Below are 18,516 nucleotides of genomic sequence, written 5' to 3' on the forward strand. Positions count from 1 at the left end.
TTCGGGGTACAACCACCCGCTGAGAGGACACAGGTCAATGAGCGACCGTACGAGGCCGACCTGGCAATACGTCGGGATACTCCTGATCGTCTCATCCGCGCTCGTCGGATGCACGGGACCCACCACGGGGACGTCGTCGCCGTCGCCCACGACCTCGACCCTGGCACCCGGCAACGAGTCGACCGCGAAGGGCGAGGACCCGACGCCGGTCCCACCGGAGGCCGTCCTCGTGTTCGCCACCGTCGACGCCGACGGTGCGGCGGTGTCCGCGTCGGCCTACGTCGCCGGCGTCATCGAGAACGGCGGGACCTGCACGTTCACCTTCACCGCGGGGGACGCGGTCGTCACCGCTGAAGCCGAAGGACTCGCCGACCGGGCGACCACCAGCTGCGGCACCGTGCAGGTGCCCATCGACCAGTTCACCTCCGGTCCGTGGAGCGCCTCGGTCAGCTACACCTCAGCCACCATCTCGGAGCTCGCCTCCGCCAGCTCCCCATTGGAGATCCCATGAGACGTCGATTCCCAGCCGTCATGATCGCGGTCATCGCGCTCCTGGCGGGGCTGTTCACGGTGATCCCCACCGCCGGACCGGCGAGCGCGGCCGACGCCCGGAACTTCAACCCCGGCAACATCATCTCCGACGGGCTGTTCTACGACGGTGCGTCGATGTCCGCGGGGGAGGTGCAGTCGTTCCTGAACAGTGCCGTCCCGACGTGTCGGTCCGGGTACACCTGCCTGAGGGACTACCGGCAGGCCACGCCGACACGGGCCGCCGTCAGCGGACGCTGCGCCGCGTACATCGGTGCTGCGAACGAGTCCGCCGCGCAGATCATCGCCAAGGTCGGTCAGGCCTGCGGGTTCAGCCAGAAGGCCATGATCGTCCTGCTCGAGAAGGAGCAGGGGATCATCACCGACGACTGGCCCAGTGCGCGCCAGTACCGGAGCGCGACCGGGTACGGCTGCCCGGACACCGCCGACTGCGACTCGACCTACTACGGCTTCTTCAACCAGGTCTACGCCGCAGCCCTCCAGTTCAAGAACTACCAGGCCAACCCGACCCGGTGGAACCACGTCCCCGGTCGGGTGAACACGGTGCGGTTCAACCCCAACGCCGCGTGCGGGAGCAGCCAGGTCTACATCCAGAACGCGGCGACCGCCGGACTGTACAACTACACGCCCTACCAGCCCAACGCGTCCGCACTCGCGAACCTGTACGGGACCGGCGACGGATGCGGCGCCTACGGCAACCGCAACTTCTGGCGGATGTACTCGGACTGGTTCGGATCGCCGACCGACGTCCCGAACCCCATCGGTTCCGTCGACCAGTTCACGGCGTCGGTCGGTGCGAAGACCGCCACGCTGTCGGTCCGCGGCTGGACCCTCGACTCGAACCGGTCGTCCAGCTCGATCGAGGCGCACGTGTACGTGACCTACCCTGACGGCAGCGTCAAGGGCACCCCGTTGGTCGCGAGTCAGTCGCGGCCGGACGTCGGGGGCGCCTACCCGGGTGCCGGCAACGCGCACGGCTTCTCGACCAACATCGAGGTCACCCAGGGCGGCACCTATCAGGCCTGTGTCTACGGCATCGGGCTGTCTGGCAACAACCGTCTCCTGCAGTGCCAGACGACGGTGGTCTCGCAGAACCCGCCGCTGGGCAAGGTGGACGAGTTCGTCACGACCGGGTCTGGAAGCTCCACCGCGATCAAGGTCCGCGGTTGGGCGCTCGATCCCGACGCCTCGTCGGTCTCCTCGCAGGTCCACGTGTACGTGACGCAGCCGGGCGGCAAGGTCGTGGGGACGTCCCTCGTGGCGAACAAGCCCCGTCCGGACATCGGGGCCACCTTCCCGGGTGCCGGCGCCAACCACGGATTCGAGTTGTCGATCCCCGTGACGACGCCCGGCGTCTACCAGGTGTGCTCCTACGCCATTCCGACGTATTGGAAGAACATCGGCGCGAACCGCCTGCTCGAATGCCAGTCGGCGAACTACGTGAAGGCGTTCCCGAACGGTCAGGTCGATGCCATCGTCGCGGACCAGACGCCGACGGCTCCGGCCATCTCCGTGAGCGGATGGACTTATGACGCCGGCTCGCCGGCCGCATCCATCGGCGCGCACGTCTACATCACGGATCCGAGCGGCGTGACCACGGGGTACTCGCGGAAGGCGGACAAGGCTCGCGACGACGTGAACCGCGCCTTCGGCATCTCGGGCGCGCACGGCTTCCGGGAGTCGTTCCCGGTCAAGGCGACGGGTACCTACACGGTCTGCGTCTACGGGATCGCCGTCTCGCCCCTGAGCGTCGGACTGAACACGCCGTTCCCCTGCCAGACGGTGACCTTCGGGACCACGCCACCGACCGGGGCGTTCGACTCGGCCACGGTTACCCCGACGACCGACGGCAAGGCGACGCTCTCCGTGTCGGGCTGGGCGGTGGACCGTGACCTCGCGGGCACGCCGATCCAGGTCCACTTCTACGTGACGCGGCCTGACGCGACGGTCAAGGGCTTCCCCTTCGTCGCCGACGAGACGCGCAACGACGTCGCCCGTGCCTACCCCTGGGCCGGCGCCAACCACGGTTTCGCCGAACAGATCACGCTCGATCAGAAGGGCACCTACCAGGTGTGTGCGATCGCCATCGGCACGGCATGGTCCAACGTCGGGGCGAACACCCCACTGGGCTGCAAGACCGTATCCTACTGAGAGCGAGTGTGCGGCCTCGCCGCCGCGAGATGATCGCGGTGGCGAGGCCGTCGTGCTGCTGACGCGCCGGATCCGCCTGCCAGGGGCCCGGTTCGGGATCCACGACCTGGCACATCGAGGGGGAGGCTGTCCGTGCAGACCGACACGCAGGGGAGATCGGGCGGCGCAGCGCGGCTGTTCCGTCGTCGCGACACCCGGTTCTGGGAGCGCGCTGTCGCCGTCCTCCTGATGGTCGCGAGCGCCGTGCTCGTCGGCGTCCACGTCCCGAAGCACATCGCGGTCTCGCCGATCGACGAGTACATGTACATCGACTACGTGGCCAAGGTGTCCTCGCAGGGTGTCGTCCGGACCGGTGAGGGGGTCAGCGAGTTCGCCCGCGCCTATCTCGCCTGTCACAACGTCCGGAACGTCGGCGGCTGGCCCGAGACGCACTGCAATCCGCAGAGCATCGCCGACCCGAACGGGTTCCCCAACCGCGGCATCACGAGCGCGGACATCTACACTCCGGCCTATTTCGCCATCACCAGGGTGCTCGCGCAGCCGTTCGTGATGGCGGGGGTGGACCTGGTGAGCGCGGCACGGCTCACCGGGATGTTCTGGTTGGCCCTCGCGGCCGTGGCGCTGTTCTTCGCGCTCCGCCGGCTCCTGATCCCGATGATGTTGAGCGCCTCGCTGTCGCTCCTCATGGTGGGCTCCTCCGCGGCGTTCTGGTCCAACACCTTCATCAGCACCGATGCGCCCGCCATGGCGGCGGGTGCCGTCGCCCTGCTGCTGGCACTCCGCGCCTCGGAGCATCGGAGCGCGGTCTGGTGGCTCGCCGGGGTCACCGTCGTCGCCGCGCTGTTGAAGCTGCAGCTCCTGCTGCCGTTCGCGGCCGTCGCCGTGTTCTTCATGTTGCAGCGCCTCAGCGCCGTGCGCGGCCGTCCGCGACCCCTGGCCACCTTCTTCAAGGACCGTCTCGTGCTCATCACCGTCGGCGGCGTCATCGCGGCGGTCGTCGCGCAGCTCGCCTGGATGGTCGTCCGATCCGCGATCGCCGTCGGGGACGCCGGAGCCCTCGTCGCGTCGGCGAGCTTCACGCCCTCAGCCCTGGCTGACGAACTGTTCCGCTTCATCCCGGCCCTCGCCGAGGGCGCGCTCGACCCGGCCTCCACCGGGGGAGGGGCGATCATCCCGGTCGGGGTGCTGACGCTCCTGGTCTCCGGTGGGTTGATCGGCCTCTGGGGGTCGTCGCGGGGGCTCTCGACGGAGAGCAACCTCGCCGCGTCGACCATCCTCGTCGCGACGGTCTCCGCACCGGTCCTCGCCGTGGTGTCAGCGGTGCTGACCGGCCAGTACATCGCGCTCGTGCCCCGCTACGGCCTGTCGCTCCTGCCGTTCGCGCTCGCCTGTGCCGGGTTGTTGTTCGCGGAGCGTCGTGCGCTCCGGATCCCGTTCCTGGTGGTCGCCCTCCTCTGCTACTGCCTGGTCCTCACGATCCCGCAATAAGCCGCCTCGCCGGGCGTGGAAGGTCAGCGGGGTGGGTCGAGGCGTGACGGCCGGGCGAGGCCGCGTCGCGCGCGATCGAGACCGTCGAGCCGTTCGATCTCCGCCGTCTCCTGCCGTTCGGCGGGGGTGACGAGGAGGTCGTCGCGGGAGATGTCCGCCCCGGCTGAGCGGATGAACAGCCGCCGCAGGACCAGCACCGTGAGCGCGGACCCGATCGCGTAGATGAGGGCGAGCGACTTCCACCCGAACGGTGGCTCCCACCCGTCGTTGAAGAACATCTCCGACAGACTGCCGTTCGCGCCGACGATGTAGCGCCGGAGCACCATCACGAAGGCCAACAGATGCCCGATGAAGAGGAAGGCGTACCCGCCGGTCACGAAGTGACGGACGCGTCCGTCCGCCCCGAGACCGGCGTCGTCGAGGGCGAGGCCGGCCACGATGAGCAGGCAGAGCAGCATCGCGAGCGTGTACCGGCCCTGCCAGATGAACCCGTACTGGGCGTAGACGCCCAGCTGGGTCAGCCCGGGGATGAGCACGGTCACCGCGAGGAGGACCCACAGGGCCCACTTCGTGCTGCGTCGTCCCCAGAGGAAGGCGACCGCGAGGATGAGGACGATCCCGGTCGTCCAGGCGGCCAGGGTGAGCGACGGTGAGCTCGTGTCGACCCATCCGAAGAAGCCGATCATCCCGAACATGAAGTCGAACGTCTGCAGTTCGGTGAAGAAGAACACGAAGGCGAGGCTGACGGGGCTCACGGCGCTGGCCGGTGACGGTGCAGCGAGCGTCGGCGGGGTGAGGTACCAGAGGACCGTCACGCCGCCGACGAGGGCGATGGCCGCGATGAGCACCCAGGCGGTCGGAGACCGGAGGACCCGGAGCACCTGTTCGCGCCGACCGAGCAGCAGGGCGACGACCGCGATCACCAACAGCCAGAGCAGGGAGATGCTCCGCGTCGTCAGGAGTGCCGACGCGGCGACCAGGGCGAGTCCCGCCTGCTCCACCAGTCGACGCCCACGCAGCGATCCCCGGAAGGTGGCGAGCAGCGTGGCGAAGAAGGCGCCGGCCGATGCCACCTCGAGACCGTTCGGATTGATCGATCCGGCGAGGTACACGACCATCGGTGTGATGCCGACGACCGCGCCGACGACCGCCCACCGGAAGCGGGGGAGCAGGGTCAGCTGCATGAACATGACGGCGAGCGAGGCGGCACAGAGCAGGGCGCTCACCATCCGCATGCCGTAGAACGCGGCGTCGCCGTCGAGCAACAGCGACGGCCATCCCACGAGGGCGTAGAAGGCTGGACTGTTGAGGCCGGCGGACGACCCGGTCTGCACGAGGGTCTGATCGGTGTCCCGGAGCGGGGTCTGGCAGTCCGCGGTCACCTCGGCGTCGAACGCGAAGCACAGGAGGTCGTGGGCGTTGGCGATGTTCTCGGGCACCGTCGCAGCGGTGAGGGTCGGGTTCTTCGACCACGGGACGGCGACGACCTCGCCCCTGGCGACCGCGGCTGCGCGGATGGCGTGCGAGGGCTCGTCCGGGACCGAGCCGATGGGGGAGGCGAGAGCCCACAGCGCCATCGGCAGCAGGAGGGCGACGAAGGCGACGAGGAAGGTCAGCCAGCGCCGACGTTGCCACGAGGTCTCGGTCGACTCGAGATCGGTCGGGGCCTGGAAGGTCGGGGCCATTGCGGTCGTTCCTATCGGTGGCGTGTGAGCATGCTGCGACTCATCGGGCCGAGTCGAGACCGCTCGCAATCCTACCGGGGGCGCCGCCCGGACCCGCTGACGACGGGCCGTCGTTCGCCGCAGCAGGAGGGCTGCCGGGGTATTCTGGCCTGCAGGCCGCGGATCGTGCGCCCGCGCCCGCCCGGGCGGCTCCGACCGAATGGATGGCATGACTTCGACGACGAACGTCCCGTTCGATCAGCCGGGGCGCCGCAGCGACCGCCGTGGCTTCCTGCGCGGCGGCCGCGTCTCCCTCTCGGAAGGGCTGAACGGGCATCGGAACGCCCTGGGCGTCCTCCGCCTGATCCTCGCGTCGATGGTCATCTTCTCCCACGCGTTCCCCACCGGCGGATGGGGGGAGGACCCGTCGAAGGGCTGGACCAACGGGCAGGAGACCATCGGCGGGTTCGCCGTCATCGGCTTCTTCGCGATCAGCGGCTACCTCATCGCGAAGAGCGGTGCCTCGGCGGACATCCTGCAGTTCCTCTGGCGTCGGGCCCTGCGGATCTTCCCCGCGTTCTGGGCGGTCCTCTGCGTCGGCGCCCTGATCGTCGGACCCATCGCGTGGCGGATGTCCGGCAACGGCCTCCGCGACTACCTCGGTTCGGGTCCGATCATGTACATCTTCCAGAACGCCGATCTCAGCATCCGCCAGTGGGGGGTGTACGACGTCTTCCAGACGACGACCCCCTACGGCCGGACGGTCGGATACAGCGTCTTCAACGGGTCGCTGTGGACGCTCGCGCTCGAATGGGGCTGCTACCTGCTCGTCGCCGCGCTCCTCGTCCTCGGCGTGCTCCGACACCGGAGGTGGGTCGTGCCGGCGCTCGCCGGGGCGTTCTGGGTCCTGTCGATCGTCAACAGCCTGGCACCGCAGCTCGTCGGCATGGTCGCCCCCGCGCTCGCGGATCCGAACAAGATCAAGCTGACGCTCGTGTTCCTCATCGGGGCGTCGCTCGCCGTCTACTCCAAGCGGATTCCCCTCAACGACCTGCTCGGCGTCGTCGCCGGCGTGTTGGTCGTCGTGACGCTGCTGACGGTCGGTTGGGTCCAGATCGGGTATCCCGCGTTCGCGTACTTCGTCCTCTGGCTCGCTGCTCGACTCCCGAAGCGGGTGCAGTGGATCGGCGCCAAGAACGACTACTCCTACGGGATGTACGTCTACGGCTTCCTCGTGCAGCAGTTCACGGCGTTCCTCGGGTGGAACACGCTCGGGTACTGGCCGTGGGTCGGCCTCACCATCCTCGTCACCGCGGGATGCGCCTGGTTGAGCTGGCACGGGATCGAGAAGCGGGCCATGGCCCTGAAGGACTGGGGTCCCGGCCGGGGGATCGGCTGGCTCGCCCCACGAGGCGGGTCCGCGGCCGTCGAGCCCGGCCCGGGTCGTCCAGTACCATCGAATGTCGAATCGCCTACAGCTAAGGACACCACGTCGTGACTGCTTCAACCCTCGGAACCGTCCTGGTGACGGGAGGCGCCGGCTTCATCGGCTGCGCGCTCTCGCACAAGCTGGCTGCGGCCGCCGACCGCTGGGTCGTCATCGACAAGCTCCACCCGCAGGTCCACCCGAGCGCCGAGCGCCCGGCCGACCTCCACGAGGCGGCGGAGCTCGTCGTCGGCGACGTCACCGACGCCGCCGCCTGGGACGCGCTGCTCGCGGACGTCGCCCCCGACGTGATCGTGCACCTCGCCGCCGAGACCGGCACGGCGCAGTCGCTCCACGCGGCCACGAGCCACGCCCACGCGAACGTCGTCGGAACCACCGAGATGCTCGACGCCCTCGGGCGTGCCGGTCAGGTGCCGGCCCACTTCGTCCTGTCCTCCAGCCGCGCCGTGTACGGCGAAGGCCAGTGGCAGCGGGCGGACGGCACGGTCTTCGAGCCCGGCCAGCGCACGCATGCGCAGTTCGAGCGTGGCGAGTGGGACTTCCCTGAGGCGTCCCCGCTGCCCAGCCGCGCCGCGGTCACCATGCCGGCCCCGACGAGCGTCTACGGCGCGACCAAGCTCGCGCAGGAGCACATCCTCGCAGCGTGGACCGCCGCGCACGACGCGAAGCTCACCATTCTCCGTCTGCAGAACGTGTACGGCCCGGGGCAGTCGCTCATCAACTCCTACACGGGCATCGTGTCGCTCTTCTCGCAGCTGGCGATGGACGGCGGCACGATCCAGGTGTACGAGGACGGCCGGATCGTCCGCGACTTCGTGTTCATCGACGACATCGCCGAGTCGTTCCGTGCGGTCATCACCGCTGGCCCCTCCGCCGACGTGTCCCGGTTCGACATCGGCTCCGGCGTCGGCACCACCATCCTCGAACTCGCGCAGGCGATCGCGGCGTACCACGGTGCGCCGGCCCCGGTGGTCAACGGCATGTACCGCGACGGCGACGTCCGACACGCGGAGTGCAGCATCGAGGACTCGCTCGCGGGCCTCGACTGGGCTCCCGCGTGGGACGTCACGCGCGGTGTCGCCGCCCTCCAGGAGTGGATCGCCGCCGAGCGTGGCTCCGACGTCCGGGGATAACGGCTTGCCCGAGGAGGTCGTGCGCCGACGACCGAACGGCGCCGTCCTGATCCTGCTGGCGACCGCGATCGGCGGCGGAGCGGGCTACGTGCTGCAGGTCCTCACCGGTGTCGCGCTCGGCACGGCGGCCTACGCCTCATTCGCCGTCTTCTGGTCGGCGCTGTACCTGCTGGTGAGCGCGCTGTCCGGCGTGCAGCAGGAGGTCGCCCGCGCCGCGCACCCGCTCGACCCCGCTGCCGACCCGGCCGGCCGCCGTGCCCCCGTCGTCCGCGACTTCACCGTGATCGCCGCCGCGCTCGTCGCCGTGGTGCTGGCCGCGTCCGCCTGGATCTGGGTGGGGGCGGTCTTCCCGACGAACGGCTGGTCGCTCGTCCTCCCGCTCATCGTCGGCGTCTCGGCCTACCTCGTCGTCGCGGCCGTCTCCGGCGTCCTGTACGGACTGTCGTTCTGGGCCGCAGCGGCCGCCATGACCATCGTCGACGGCCTGCTGCGGTTCGGGATCGTCGGCTTGATGCTGCTCGTGACCTCCGACACCGCGGTGCTGGCCTGGGGCGTGGCCGCGCCGTTCGTCATCACCCCGATCGTGGTCTGGATCGCCGTCCGGCGCGGGGTGGTCGGCCGCTTCGGGATCGACGTGGGGCCGCGGGAGCTCGGCTGGAACGTGCTCCGCACGGTGGTGGCGGCCGCCGCGACCGGGGTCATGGTCAGCGGCCTGCCCTTGATGATCCAAGCGACCGGAGACACGGTGTCCGCCGACGCCTTCGGGTCCCTCACCTACGCCATCACGCTCACCAGGGCACCCGTCGTGATCGTGGTGCTGGCGTTGCAGAGCTACCTCGTCGTCGTCTTCCGATCGCATGCCGCCGCCGTCCTCGGCTGGGTCGCCCGCCTGTCCGCCCTGGTGGTGGTGGGGGCCGGTCTGCTCGCCCTGCTCGCGTGGTGGCTCGGGCCGTGGGCGCTGTCGGTCCTGTTCGGCCGACCGGACGTCCTCGCGGGCGGCACGATCGCGCTCCTCGTCGCAACCGCCGGGCTCGTGGGCGTCCTCTGCGTCACCGGGGCGGCGACCCTCTCGCGCGCGCAGCACGGTGCCTTCGCCGGCGGGTGGATCGTCGCGGCGGTCGTCACCGTCGGGGTGCTCCTCCTCCCGCTCGGCCTGCACGAGCGCACGATCCTGGCACTCACCATCGGCCCCTCGGCCGGACTGCTGGTCCAGGGTGCCGCTCTGCTCGGTCGGCGCGCGACCGTCGCGCAGGCGGAGTCGCCGGAGCGTCCGCCGAGCTCGTGACCGGCCGACCGGCCTCGAGTGGGATCAGCCTCGGCCGTCGGTCGGGGCGTCGCCGTTGCTCAGCTCGGCGAGCCGCTGCTCCAGCGTCCGGATCCTGAGGTCCTGGAGGGCGCTCTCCTCGGCGAGCGTCCTGCTGCGGTTCTCGAGCGTGGTGAGCTCGGAGCTGTGTTGGATGCTCACGAGGAAGAGGATGAGGATGCTCACGAAGAAGACGAGGTTCGTCGGAATCTCCACGCCGATGACCCCGGCCGCCCAGACGAGCACCTGCGGGAACACGCCGATGATGAGTGCGAGGAGGCCGGCGATCAGCCACCAGATCGCGTGCCGCTCGCGGAGCTGGCGTCGCCGCAGCATCTCGATGACGAGACCGAGGGTGAAGAGCGCGGCGACGATGCCGAGGAGGTAGGTGCCGAGGGGGATCACGCGGTCACCACCCCGTCGTGCAGCGCGACCGGCGGTCGGATCAGGGCGAAGACGAGCGCGAGTCCGGCGCGGGCGAGATACCGCGCGGCCTTGAACGGATTGTGCGACGGGGTTCCACCGGCTCGCGGGCGCATCGCGACAGGCACCTGTCGGATGACGCAGCCCGAGCGCGCGGCGATCACGAGGGACTCGATGGTGTCGCCGAGGTATTCGGCCGGGTAGTGCTCGGCGAAGAGCCGGACGGCGCGTGGGCCGGTCGCCCGGAATCCGCTCGTCGTGTCGGTGAGCTTCGTCCTGGCCACGCCGCTCAGCACGCCGGACAGCACGACCATCGCCCACCGGCGCGGGCCGCGCACCTCGTAGTCGCCCTCACCGGCGAAGCGGGCGCCGAGCACGAGGTCGGCGCTCTGGAGTTCCTCCACCAGCCGGACCACGCCGGAGGGGTCGTGCTGGCCGTCGGAGTCGACCTGGACGACGTTCCGGTACCCGTGCGCCAGGGCGTACTTGAACCCGGCGCGCATCGCACCGCCGACACCGAGGTTGAAGGGCAGCTCGGCGACGATCGCGCCGGCGGCCATGGCTTCCGCCGTCGTCGCGTCGGTCGAGCCGTCGTTGACGACCAGGACGGCGACGCCGGGCAGCTTCGCGTGGACCTCACGGACCACGGCGGCGACCGAGGCCTCCTCATTGAGCGCGGGCATGACGATGAGGGTGCCGTCGAGGGAGATCGTCATGTGCGGAATCCTAGCAATCGGAGGGTGTGGCGTCCGGGAGGTGGGGCCGCGTCAGACGCGCGCGAACACGTGCTCGAGGAGCGCGCGGCGTCCGCTCACGTTGCGGGCGCGGAGGGCGGCGGGCAGTTCGCTGAGTGCGTTGGCGCGGGAGGTCCAGTGGTTGGCGGCCGCCCGGGCGGCCCGGTTCCAGCCCCTGGCCGAGAGGTCTCGTCGTGCCTCGCCGAAGAGGGTCCGCTCCTGCCGGAACTTCGACCCGTCGGGGCCCGTGACGGCGGACACGCTCTGCGAGTGCCGGCGGTAGGAGAAGCAGACCTCGTCGTCGAGGACGAGGCTGCCGCCGTCCTTCGTGATCTCGAGCAGCATGGCGAGGTCCTGCACGACGTCGAGGTCGAGCCGGAACTCGTGCTTCCGGAGGGCTTCGACCCGCCAGACGAGTGAGGGGAAGTACGTCCAGTTGCCGCGCAGCAGGCTCGTCGCGAGCTGCTCGCCCCGGTATTCGCGGGCACCGGTGCCGGAGAACCGGTACATCGCCTTGATCCGATCGGCCAGCGGCTTGGAGGGCTCACCGTGCTCGTCGATGACGGACACCCCCGGCTGGATGATCGACGCGTCGGGGAAGGCCGCGATGAGCTCGCGCACGCGGCGGACGTAGTTCGGCTGCATCACGTCGTCGCACCCCATGATGACGGAGAACTCACCGGTCATCAGCGAGACGCACTTGCGGTAGTTCTTCGACGGTCGGAGGTTCACCTCGTTGCGCAGGTAGGTGATGCGCGGATCCCCGAGCGCGACGGCCCATTCCCCGGGGGTGAGGTCGGGGTAGACGTCGTCGACGATCGTCAGCGTCCAGTCCGGGTCGGACTGCGCGAGGACGCTCTCCACCGCCGACCGGAAATGGTCGAAGCGGCCGTAGAAGGGCATCATGATGTCGAGCGTCACTCCGGTAAGCTAGCAACGATTCTCGGGCAGTGCGGAATTCTTCGACGATCTCCCGGCCCGAACAGACGCATCGATCCAGAGCGGAACCCTATGACTGAGACCCCCGTGAAGAAAGCCGTCATCACCGGTATCACCGGCCAGGACGGCAGCTACCTCGCCGAGCTGCTGCTCGCGAAGGGCTACGAGGTGCACGGCTTCGTGCGCCGTGCGTCGACCTTCAACACCGGTCGCATCGACCACATCTACGACCCCGAGGCGACCCACGACGGTTCGCCCCGCCTGCAGCTGCACTTCGCCGACCTGGCCGACGGCTCACGGCTCGCCACCCTCCTGGCCGAGATCCAGCCGGACGAGGTCTACAACCTCGCCGCCCAGTCGCACGTGCGCGTGAGCTTCGACGAGCCCGAGTACACCGGCGACACGACCGGCATCGGTACCGTGCGTCTGCTCGAGGCCATCCGGCAGGTCGGCCTGCACTGCCGCTTCTACCAGGCGTCGAGCTCGGAGATGTTCGGGGCGACGCCGCCCCCGCAGAACGAGGAGACGCCGTTCTACCCGCGTTCGCCCTACGGTGTCGCGAAGGTCTACTCCTACTGGATCACGCGCAACTACCGCGAGGCTTACGGCATGTTCGCCGTCAACGGCATCCTCTTCAACCACGAGTCGCCCCGCCGTGGCGGCACCTTCGTGACCCGGAAGATCACGCGCGCCGCCGCACGGATCGCGGCCGGTCAGCAGGACTTCCTCTACATGGGCAACCTCGACGCCGTCCGCGACTGGGGCTATGCGCCCGACTACGTCGAGGGCATGTGGCGCATGCTGCAGGCGGACGAGCCGGCCGACTTCGTGCTCGCCACGAACACGGCGTACACCGTCAAGGACTTCCTGCAGTTCTCCTTCGAGCGCCTCGACCTCGACTGGGAGAAGTACGTCAAGTTCGATGAGCGCTACCTCCGACCCACCGAGGTCGACGCCCTGATCGGCGACTACGCGAAGGCGGAGTCGGTGCTCGGGTGGACCCCGAAGGTGCTGCCGCCTCGCCTCGCCCAGATCATGGTCGACTCCGACGTCGCCGAGCTCGCCGCGTCCGGCAAGCCGTACATCGACACCGCGGAGGTCTAGGCGCGGTGCGCGTCCTCCTCACCGGTGGCGCCGGGATGCTCGGCTCGAGCATCGCCGAGGTCTGGCCGACGCTCCGCCCGGGCGACGACCTCGTCGTGGCGACCCGTGCGGACGCCGACCTCACGGACCGGGCGGCGGTCGCGGCGCTCATCGAGCGGACGGCACCGGACGCGATCGTGCACACGGCGGCCAAGGTCGCCGGCATCCAGGCGAAGCTCCAGCGCCCCACCGACTTTCTCCTCGACAACCTGCTGATCGACACCTCGGTCATCAGTGGCGCCATCGCCGCGGGTGTCCCGGAACTGCTGTACGTGTCGAGTGCCGCCATCTACCCGGAGGGCCTCCCACAGCCGATCGGCGAAGACGCCCTCCTGCGCGGCACCCTCGAAGGCGCCAACGAGGGCTACGCCCTCGCGAAGATCGCCGGAACGAAGCTGTGCGAGTACGCGAGTCGCCAGTATGGCTTCGCTTACCGGGCCGCCGTGCCGAGCAATCTGTACGGTCCGGGCGACGACTACACGCACGGGCAGGCGCACCTCATCGCGGCCGCCCTCGGCAAGGTCCACGCCGCCGTCACGAGCGGCAGCGACGAGGTCGAGGTGTGGGGCGACGGCACCGCCCGTCGCGAGTTCACCTACACGCCGGACCTCGCCGCCTGGCTCGTCGGCCAGCTCGGTTCACTCGCCGCATGGCCGGTCACGCTCAACCTCGGGCCCGGCATCGACCACAGCATCACCGAGTACTACGAGGCCGCCGGCCGCGCGGCCGGGTTCACCGGTCGGTTCCGCTACGACGCCTCCAAGCCCTCCGGCGTGCATCAGCGCCTCCTCGACTCCGCCGCTGCCCGCGCGCTCGGCTGGAACCCGACCACCCCACTCGCGGCCGGCGTCGCCGTGAGCTACCACGCCTATCTCGCAGCTCAGGAGCCCCAGACATCATGACCGACGACACCTTCGACTCCGGTTTCCCCCTCGCCACCTCCTCCTGGGACGCGGCCGAGTACGCCGCCATCCAGCGCGTCGTCGACAGCGGGCGCTTCACGATGGGGCCCCTCGTCGCCCAGTTCGAGCGCGACTTCGCCAGTGCCTTCGGCGCCGGATTCGGTGTCATGGTCAACTCCGGGTCGAGCGCGAACCTCCTCGCCATCGCCGCGGCCGTCCTCGACGAGCGCGTCGACCTCCAGGCGGGCGACGAAGTGCTCGTCCCCGCGGTGTCCTGGGCCACGACCTACTACCCGCTCCAGCAGTACGGGCTCATCCCGAGCTTCGTCGACATCGACGTCGACACGCTCAACATGGACCTCGCGCTCGCCGAAGCGTCGATCACGCCGCGCACGAAGGCGATCTTCGCGGTCAACCTGCTCGGCAACCCCAACGACTTCGCCGCGCTCACGGCACTCGCGGAGCGTCACGGGCTGCTGCTCATCGAGGACAACTGCGAATCCCTCGGTGCGAAGGACGACGGCCGCTTCGCCGGCACCGTCGGGTCGATGGGCACGTTCAGCGCCTTCTTCTCCCACCACATCTCCACGATGGAGGGCGGGATGATCCTGACCGACGACGAGGCCACGGCGCAGATGCTCATCTCGCTCCGTGCCCACGGCTGGACGCGCGGTCTCCCCGAGCACAACGCGGTCCACGACAAGTCGGGCGACGAGTGGGACGACCTGTTCCGCTTCGTCCTGCCCGGGTACAACGTCCGTCCCCTCGAAATGTCGGGTGCCATCGGGATCGAGCAGATCCAGAAGGTGCCGTCGCTCATCGCGGGCCGCCGTGAGAACGCCGCCTACTGGACGGAACGGTTCGCCGACCTCGACTCCGTGCGCATCCAGCGGGAGCAGGGCGAGAGCAGCTGGTTCGGCTTCTCCCTCGTCCTCGAGGGTTCGCTCGCCGGCCGTCGTTCGGAACTCGTGCGGGCCTTCGCGGCAGCCGGGATCGAGTCGCGTCCCATCGTCGCCGGCAACTTCACGAAGAACCCGGTCATGAAGTACCTCGACGCCAAGGTGCCCGCCGAGCTCCCCGCGGCCGACAAGATCCACGACGACGGGCTGTTCGTCGGCAACCACCACTTCCCGGTCCACGCGGGTATCGACCGCGTGTACGACACGGTGGCCAAACTCTCCTAGGCTGGGTCTGCGCGGTCGTCCCACCGGTCCGCAGCAGCTTCCGTTCCACCGTCCACCTCTTCCCCCGACCGACGAGGACTGTGCACCGTGACCCAGCCGATCGACGCGCCCGCGAACGACACCCTGAGCCTTCCCGAGGCGGCCTCGCGGCTGCTCGGTCTGCGGGCGGTGCTGTTCGATCTCGACGGCGTCATCACCCCGACCGCCGAGATCCACATGCACGCGTGGGCGAAGCTCTTCTCCGCCGAGCTCGCCGCGCGCGGCATCGTTGAGCCATACACGGACGCCGACTACTTCCAGTACATCGACGGCAAACCGCGGTACGACGGGGTGCGCGCGATGCTCGCCTCCCGAGGCATCGTGCTCCCGGAGGGGTCGCCGACCGACGCGCCGGAGCTCGAGACCGTCTGCGGCCTGGGCAACCGGAAGAACTCGGTGTTCACCGCCGTGCTCGAGGAGGACGGCATCGCCCCCTACCCCGGTTCCGTCGCCTTCCTCGACGCCGTCGAGCGCGCCGGGCTGCAGGTGGCCGTCGTGTCCAGTTCGAAGAACGCGGAGGTCGTCCTCCGTGCGGCCGGGCTGCGCGACCGCTTCGGCGTGGTCATGGACGGCGTCGTCGCCGCGCACGAGGGGATCGCCGGCAAGCCCGCGCCGGACACCTACGTCGAGGCCGGTCGTCTCCTCGGTTGCTCGCCTGCAGAATGCGTCGTCGTCGAGGACGCGCACTCGGGTGTCCAGGCCGGCCGCAGCGGTGACTTCGGGCTCGTGCTCGGGGTCGACCGCGGGATCGGACACCAGGCCCTGATCGACGCCGGTGCGGACGTCGTGGTCGACGACCTCGACGAGCTCGTCGTCCCGCTCTTCGAGGCCGCACCCATCGCACCGCAGACCCCCACGGCACCCCACGACCCCTCCGAGGACCAGGCATGAACCACATCACCAGCGACCCGCTCGACCGACACCGGTTCCCGCTCGACGACTGGGCGCTCGTCGAGACGCACGTCGACGGGGACGACGAGGGAACGACCGAGACCCTGTTCGCGCTCGGCAACGGCTATCTCGGCTTCCGCGGCAACGTCGAGGAGGGCCGCGACGGCCACGTCCACGGCACGTTCATCAACGGGTTCCACGAGACCTGGCCGATCCGGCACGCGGAAGAGGCGTTCGGCTTCGCCCGCGTCGGCCAGACCATCGTCAACGCGCCGGACACGAAGGTCGTCCGCCTCTACGTCGACGACGAGCCGCTGATCCTGAACGACGCCGACCTCCTGAGCTTCGAGCGTCGCCTCGACTTCAAGACGGGGGTCCTCAGCCGTGAACTCGAGTGGCGGACGCCCTCCGGCAAGCGGGTGCACATCCGTTCCCGGCGCATGGTCTCCTTCACCGACCGCCACCTCGCCGTCCTCGACTACGAGGTCACGCTCCTCGACGCCGACGCCTCGCTCGTGCTCTCCAGCCAGATCATCAACCGGCAGGACCGCCAGGACGACTACCTCACGAACGCCCCGGAGCCTGGCATGGGCGACCCGCGCAAGGCCGAATCGCTCACCGAGCGAGTGCTGCAGCCGCGCTACAAGCTCATCGACGGGCCGCGCGCGATGCTCGGTTACCAGACGACGAACTCCGGCATGACGATCGTCGCGGGCGCCGACCACACGATCGAGACCGATAACGAGTACGAGGTCTCGACCCACATCGAGGCCGACCTCGCGAAGCACGTCTACACGATCCGTGGGCGTGCGGGCGTCCCGACGAAGCTCACCAAGATCATCAGCTACCACACCTCGAACGCCGTGCCCCCGAAGGAGCTCGCCGACCGCTGTGCGCGCACGCTCGACCGCTCGGGTGAGAACGGCATCGAGTCCGCCATCCGCAATCAGGAGCTCTGGCTCGAGGACTTCTGGGCGCGCTCCGACGTCGAGATCCACGGGCAGCCGGCCGTCCAGCAGGCGACCCGGTGGAACCTCTTCCAGCTGGCTCAGGCGACGGCACGCACCGACGGTGGCGGCGTCGCGGCCAAGGGCGTCTCCGGCTCGGGGTACGGCGGTCACTACTTCTGGGACACCGAGATCTACGTCCTGCCGTTCCTCAGCTACACCGCTCCACTCGTGGCCCGGAACGCCCTGCGGTTCCGTCAGAACATGCTCGACGCCGCCCGCTCCCGCGCGACCGAGCTGAACCAGCACGGCGCCCTGTTCCCGTGGCGCACGATCAACGGGCTCGAGTCGTCCGCGTACTACGCGGCGGGCACGGCGCAGTACCACATCGACGCCGACATCTCCTACGCGCTGCGGCAGTACGTCGCGGCGACGGGGGATGAGGACTTCCTCGCCCGCGGAGCCGTCGACATCTTCGTCGAGACAGCGCGCATGTGGGCCGACCTCGGCTTCTGGCGTGCGAACGGCAAGGACTCGTTCCATATCTACGGGGTCACGGGCCCGGACGAGTACACGACCGTCGTGAACGACAACCTCTACACGAACGTGATGGCGCGGTCGAACCTGCTGTCGGCGGTCGAAGCCGTCGAACGCCTACGGGTCGACGACCCGGCGTCCTTCGGGCGCCTGGTCTCGCGACTGTCCCTGGACGACGCCGAGATCGCCGAGTGGCAGCGCGCCGCCGAGCACATGCACATCCCGTTCGACAAGCGGCTCGGCATCCACCCGCAGGACGCCCAGTTCCTCGAGAAGGAGCTGTGGGACCTCGACCACACGCCGCCGGAGCACCTGCCGCTGCTCCTGCACTTCCACCCGCTCGTCATCTACCGGTTCCAGGTGCTCAAGCAGGCGGACGTCGTGCTGGCGCTCCTCCTGCAGGGCGACCACTTCACCGATGAGGAGAAGCTCGCCGACTTCGACTACTACGACCCGCTGACGACGGGCGACTCGACGCTGTCCGCGGTCGTGCAGTCGATCATCGCGGCGGAGGTCGGCTACCAGCGACTCGCGCTGAAGTACTTCTGGTCCGCGCTCTTCGTCGACCTCGCGAACCTGCACCGCAACACCCCGGACGGCGTGCACGTCGCGTCGACCGGCGGCGTGTGGAGTGCGCTCGTGCTGGGCTTCGCCGGCATGCGCGACCACGGCGGGGTCATCTCGTTCTCCCCGAGGCTCCCGGTCGACTGGCAGGGGATCACCTTCCGCCTCACCGTCAAGGAGACGCGGGTGCGGATCTCCGTCCGGCGCACCGAGATGCGCTTCACCGTCGAGGAGGGCGACTCGGCGTCGTTCGTCGTCGCCGGTGGCGACGTCCTCGTCGAGGCCGGCACCACGGTGACGGTCCCGCTCGACAACCAGGGTCCGCACCTCGTCGGCGAGCCGAGCGCCAGCGACATCGAGGGCAGCCGTCGCGCCGACGGCTCGCTCATCACGGTGTCGATGCCGACGATCGCGCTCGGCCCGGCGGACACCGAGTCCATCCCGATCATCCAGCCGCAGTCCGAGTAGCCGACGACCG

15 protein-coding genes are annotated in these 18,516 nt (G+C 69.5%); 11 read left to right on the forward strand and 4 right to left on the reverse strand.

The window, feature by feature from the left end; translation table 11 throughout:
* Positions 1 to 37: 37 nt before the first annotated feature.
* The 3 genes from QRN27_RS07955 (at position 38) to QRN27_RS07965 (ending at position 4,188) form a co-directional block, all read left to right on the forward strand.
* Complete coding sequence (locus QRN27_RS07955) at positions 38 to 511, forward strand: hypothetical protein (protein ID WP_285041573.1); 474 nt, start codon at positions 38 to 40, stop codon at positions 509 to 511.
* Entirely contained in the window at positions 508 to 2,700 is a 2,193-nt protein-coding gene (locus QRN27_RS07960) for a hypothetical protein (RefSeq protein ID WP_285041575.1), read from the forward strand. Before QRN27_RS07955 ends, QRN27_RS07960 begins: the two co-directional genes overlap by 4 nt.
* Before the next feature lie 132 nt (positions 2,701 to 2,832).
* Positions 2,833 to 4,188: a hypothetical protein gene (locus tag QRN27_RS07965; protein WP_285041577.1), complete on the forward strand. Its 1,356-nt coding sequence runs from the start codon at positions 2,833 to 2,835 to the stop codon at positions 4,186 to 4,188.
* 23 nt (positions 4,189 to 4,211) lie between these two features.
* Here QRN27_RS07965 and QRN27_RS07970 read toward each other — a convergent pair whose 3' ends face one another.
* Positions 4,212 to 5,873 (reverse strand): DUF2142 domain-containing protein, encoded by a 1,662-nt coding sequence (locus tag QRN27_RS07970; RefSeq protein ID WP_285041579.1) that lies wholly within the window; start codon positions 5,871 to 5,873, stop codon positions 4,212 to 4,214.
* A 208-nt stretch (positions 5,874 to 6,081) separates the two neighbouring features.
* Between QRN27_RS07970 and QRN27_RS07975 the strand changes: the two genes are divergently transcribed.
* Genes QRN27_RS07975 through QRN27_RS07985 form a run of 3 tightly spaced genes read left to right on the forward strand, consistent with a single transcriptional unit; the run spans position 6,082 to position 9,717 of the window.
* The gene (locus tag QRN27_RS07975; protein ID WP_285041581.1) at positions 6,082 to 7,350 is read left to right on the forward strand and encodes an acyltransferase family protein; all 1,269 of its coding nucleotides are present in this window, start codon (positions 6,082 to 6,084) and stop codon (positions 7,348 to 7,350) included.
* Positions 7,347 to 8,432: an NAD-dependent epimerase/dehydratase family protein gene (locus QRN27_RS07980; RefSeq protein WP_194670665.1), complete on the forward strand. Its 1,086-nt coding sequence runs from the start codon at positions 7,347 to 7,349 to the stop codon at positions 8,430 to 8,432. Before QRN27_RS07975 ends, QRN27_RS07980 begins: the two co-directional genes overlap by 4 nt.
* A 4-nt stretch (positions 8,433 to 8,436) precedes the next feature.
* Positions 8,437 to 9,717, forward strand: coding sequence for a hypothetical protein (locus QRN27_RS07985; protein ID WP_285041584.1), 1,281 nt, complete (start codon positions 8,437 to 8,439; stop codon positions 9,715 to 9,717).
* Between the two features lie 24 nt (positions 9,718 to 9,741).
* On the opposite strand, the gene QRN27_RS07990 is transcribed toward QRN27_RS07985, so the two are convergent.
* The 3 genes from QRN27_RS07990 to QRN27_RS08000 are packed head-to-tail and all read right to left on the reverse strand — an operon-like array spanning position 9,742 to position 11,813.
* The gene (locus QRN27_RS07990; RefSeq protein WP_285041585.1) at positions 9,742 to 10,140 is read right to left on the reverse strand and encodes a DUF2304 domain-containing protein; all 399 of its coding nucleotides are present in this window, start codon (positions 10,138 to 10,140) and stop codon (positions 9,742 to 9,744) included.
* Positions 10,137 to 10,874 (reverse strand): glycosyltransferase family 2 protein, encoded by a 738-nt coding sequence (locus QRN27_RS07995; protein ID WP_285041586.1) that lies wholly within the window; start codon positions 10,872 to 10,874, stop codon positions 10,137 to 10,139. Before QRN27_RS07995 ends, QRN27_RS07990 begins: the two co-directional genes overlap by 4 nt.
* A gap of 51 nt (positions 10,875 to 10,925) precedes the next feature.
* Entirely contained in the window at positions 10,926 to 11,813 is an 888-nt protein-coding gene (locus QRN27_RS08000; RefSeq protein WP_285041587.1) for a glycosyltransferase family 2 protein, read from the reverse strand.
* A 90-nt stretch (positions 11,814 to 11,903) separates the two neighbouring features.
* On the opposite strand from QRN27_RS08000, the gene gmd reads away from it, so the two are divergent.
* The 5 genes from gmd (at position 11,904) to QRN27_RS08025 (ending at position 18,506) form a co-directional block, all read left to right on the forward strand.
* Positions 11,904 to 12,935, forward strand: a complete 1,032-nt coding sequence (gene gmd / locus QRN27_RS08005; RefSeq protein ID WP_056012762.1) for a GDP-mannose 4,6-dehydratase — start codon at positions 11,904 to 11,906, stop codon at positions 12,933 to 12,935.
* Positions 12,936 to 12,940: 5 nt separating this feature from the next.
* The gene (locus QRN27_RS08010) at positions 12,941 to 13,876 is read left to right on the forward strand and encodes an NAD-dependent epimerase/dehydratase family protein (RefSeq protein ID WP_285041588.1); all 936 of its coding nucleotides are present in this window, start codon (positions 12,941 to 12,943) and stop codon (positions 13,874 to 13,876) included.
* Positions 13,873 to 15,060: a DegT/DnrJ/EryC1/StrS family aminotransferase gene (locus QRN27_RS08015; RefSeq protein ID WP_285041589.1), complete on the forward strand. Its 1,188-nt coding sequence runs from the start codon at positions 13,873 to 13,875 to the stop codon at positions 15,058 to 15,060. The genes QRN27_RS08010 and QRN27_RS08015 overlap by 4 nt, the downstream gene beginning before the upstream one ends.
* Positions 15,061 to 15,183: 123 nt before the next feature.
* The gene (locus QRN27_RS08020) at positions 15,184 to 15,990 is read left to right on the forward strand and encodes an HAD family hydrolase (RefSeq protein ID WP_502929507.1); all 807 of its coding nucleotides are present in this window, start codon (positions 15,184 to 15,186) and stop codon (positions 15,988 to 15,990) included.
* Positions 15,987 to 18,506 carry a glycoside hydrolase family 65 protein gene (locus tag QRN27_RS08025; protein WP_285041591.1) on the forward strand — a complete coding sequence of 840 codons (2,520 nt, stop codon included), beginning with the start codon at positions 15,987 to 15,989 and terminating at the stop codon, positions 18,504 to 18,506. Before QRN27_RS08020 ends, QRN27_RS08025 begins: the two co-directional genes overlap by 4 nt.
* The last annotated feature ends 10 nt before the right edge of the window (positions 18,507 to 18,516 follow it).

The organism is Plantibacter sp. LMC-P-059a (genome assembly GCF_030209505.1).
Taxonomy (GTDB): domain Bacteria; phylum Actinomycetota; class Actinomycetes; order Actinomycetales; family Microbacteriaceae; genus Plantibacter.

Excerpts from the sequence above, each read along its gene's own strand:
- QRN27_RS07955 (WP_285041573.1), top strand. The coding sequence starts at position 38 with ATGAGCGACCGTACGAGGCCGACCTGGCAATACGTCGGGATACTCCTG.
- QRN27_RS07960 (WP_285041575.1), top strand. The coding sequence starts at position 508 with ATGAGACGTCGATTCCCAGCCGTCATGATCGCGGTCATCGCGCTCCTG.
- QRN27_RS07970 (WP_285041579.1), bottom strand. The coding sequence starts at position 5,873 with ATGGCCCCGACCTTCCAGGCCCCGACCGATCTCGAGTCGACCGAGACC.
- QRN27_RS07975 (WP_285041581.1), top strand. The coding sequence starts at position 6,082 with ATGACTTCGACGACGAACGTCCCGTTCGATCAGCCGGGGCGCCGCAGC.
- QRN27_RS07995 (WP_285041586.1), bottom strand. The coding sequence starts at position 10,874 with ATGACGATCTCCCTCGACGGCACCCTCATCGTCATGCCCGCGCTCAAT.
- gmd (WP_056012762.1), top strand. The coding sequence starts at position 11,904 with ATGACTGAGACCCCCGTGAAGAAAGCCGTCATCACCGGTATCACCGGC.
- QRN27_RS08015 (WP_285041589.1), top strand. The coding sequence starts at position 13,873 with ATGACCGACGACACCTTCGACTCCGGTTTCCCCCTCGCCACCTCCTCC.
- QRN27_RS08025 (WP_285041591.1), top strand. The coding sequence starts at position 15,987 with ATGAACCACATCACCAGCGACCCGCTCGACCGACACCGGTTCCCGCTC.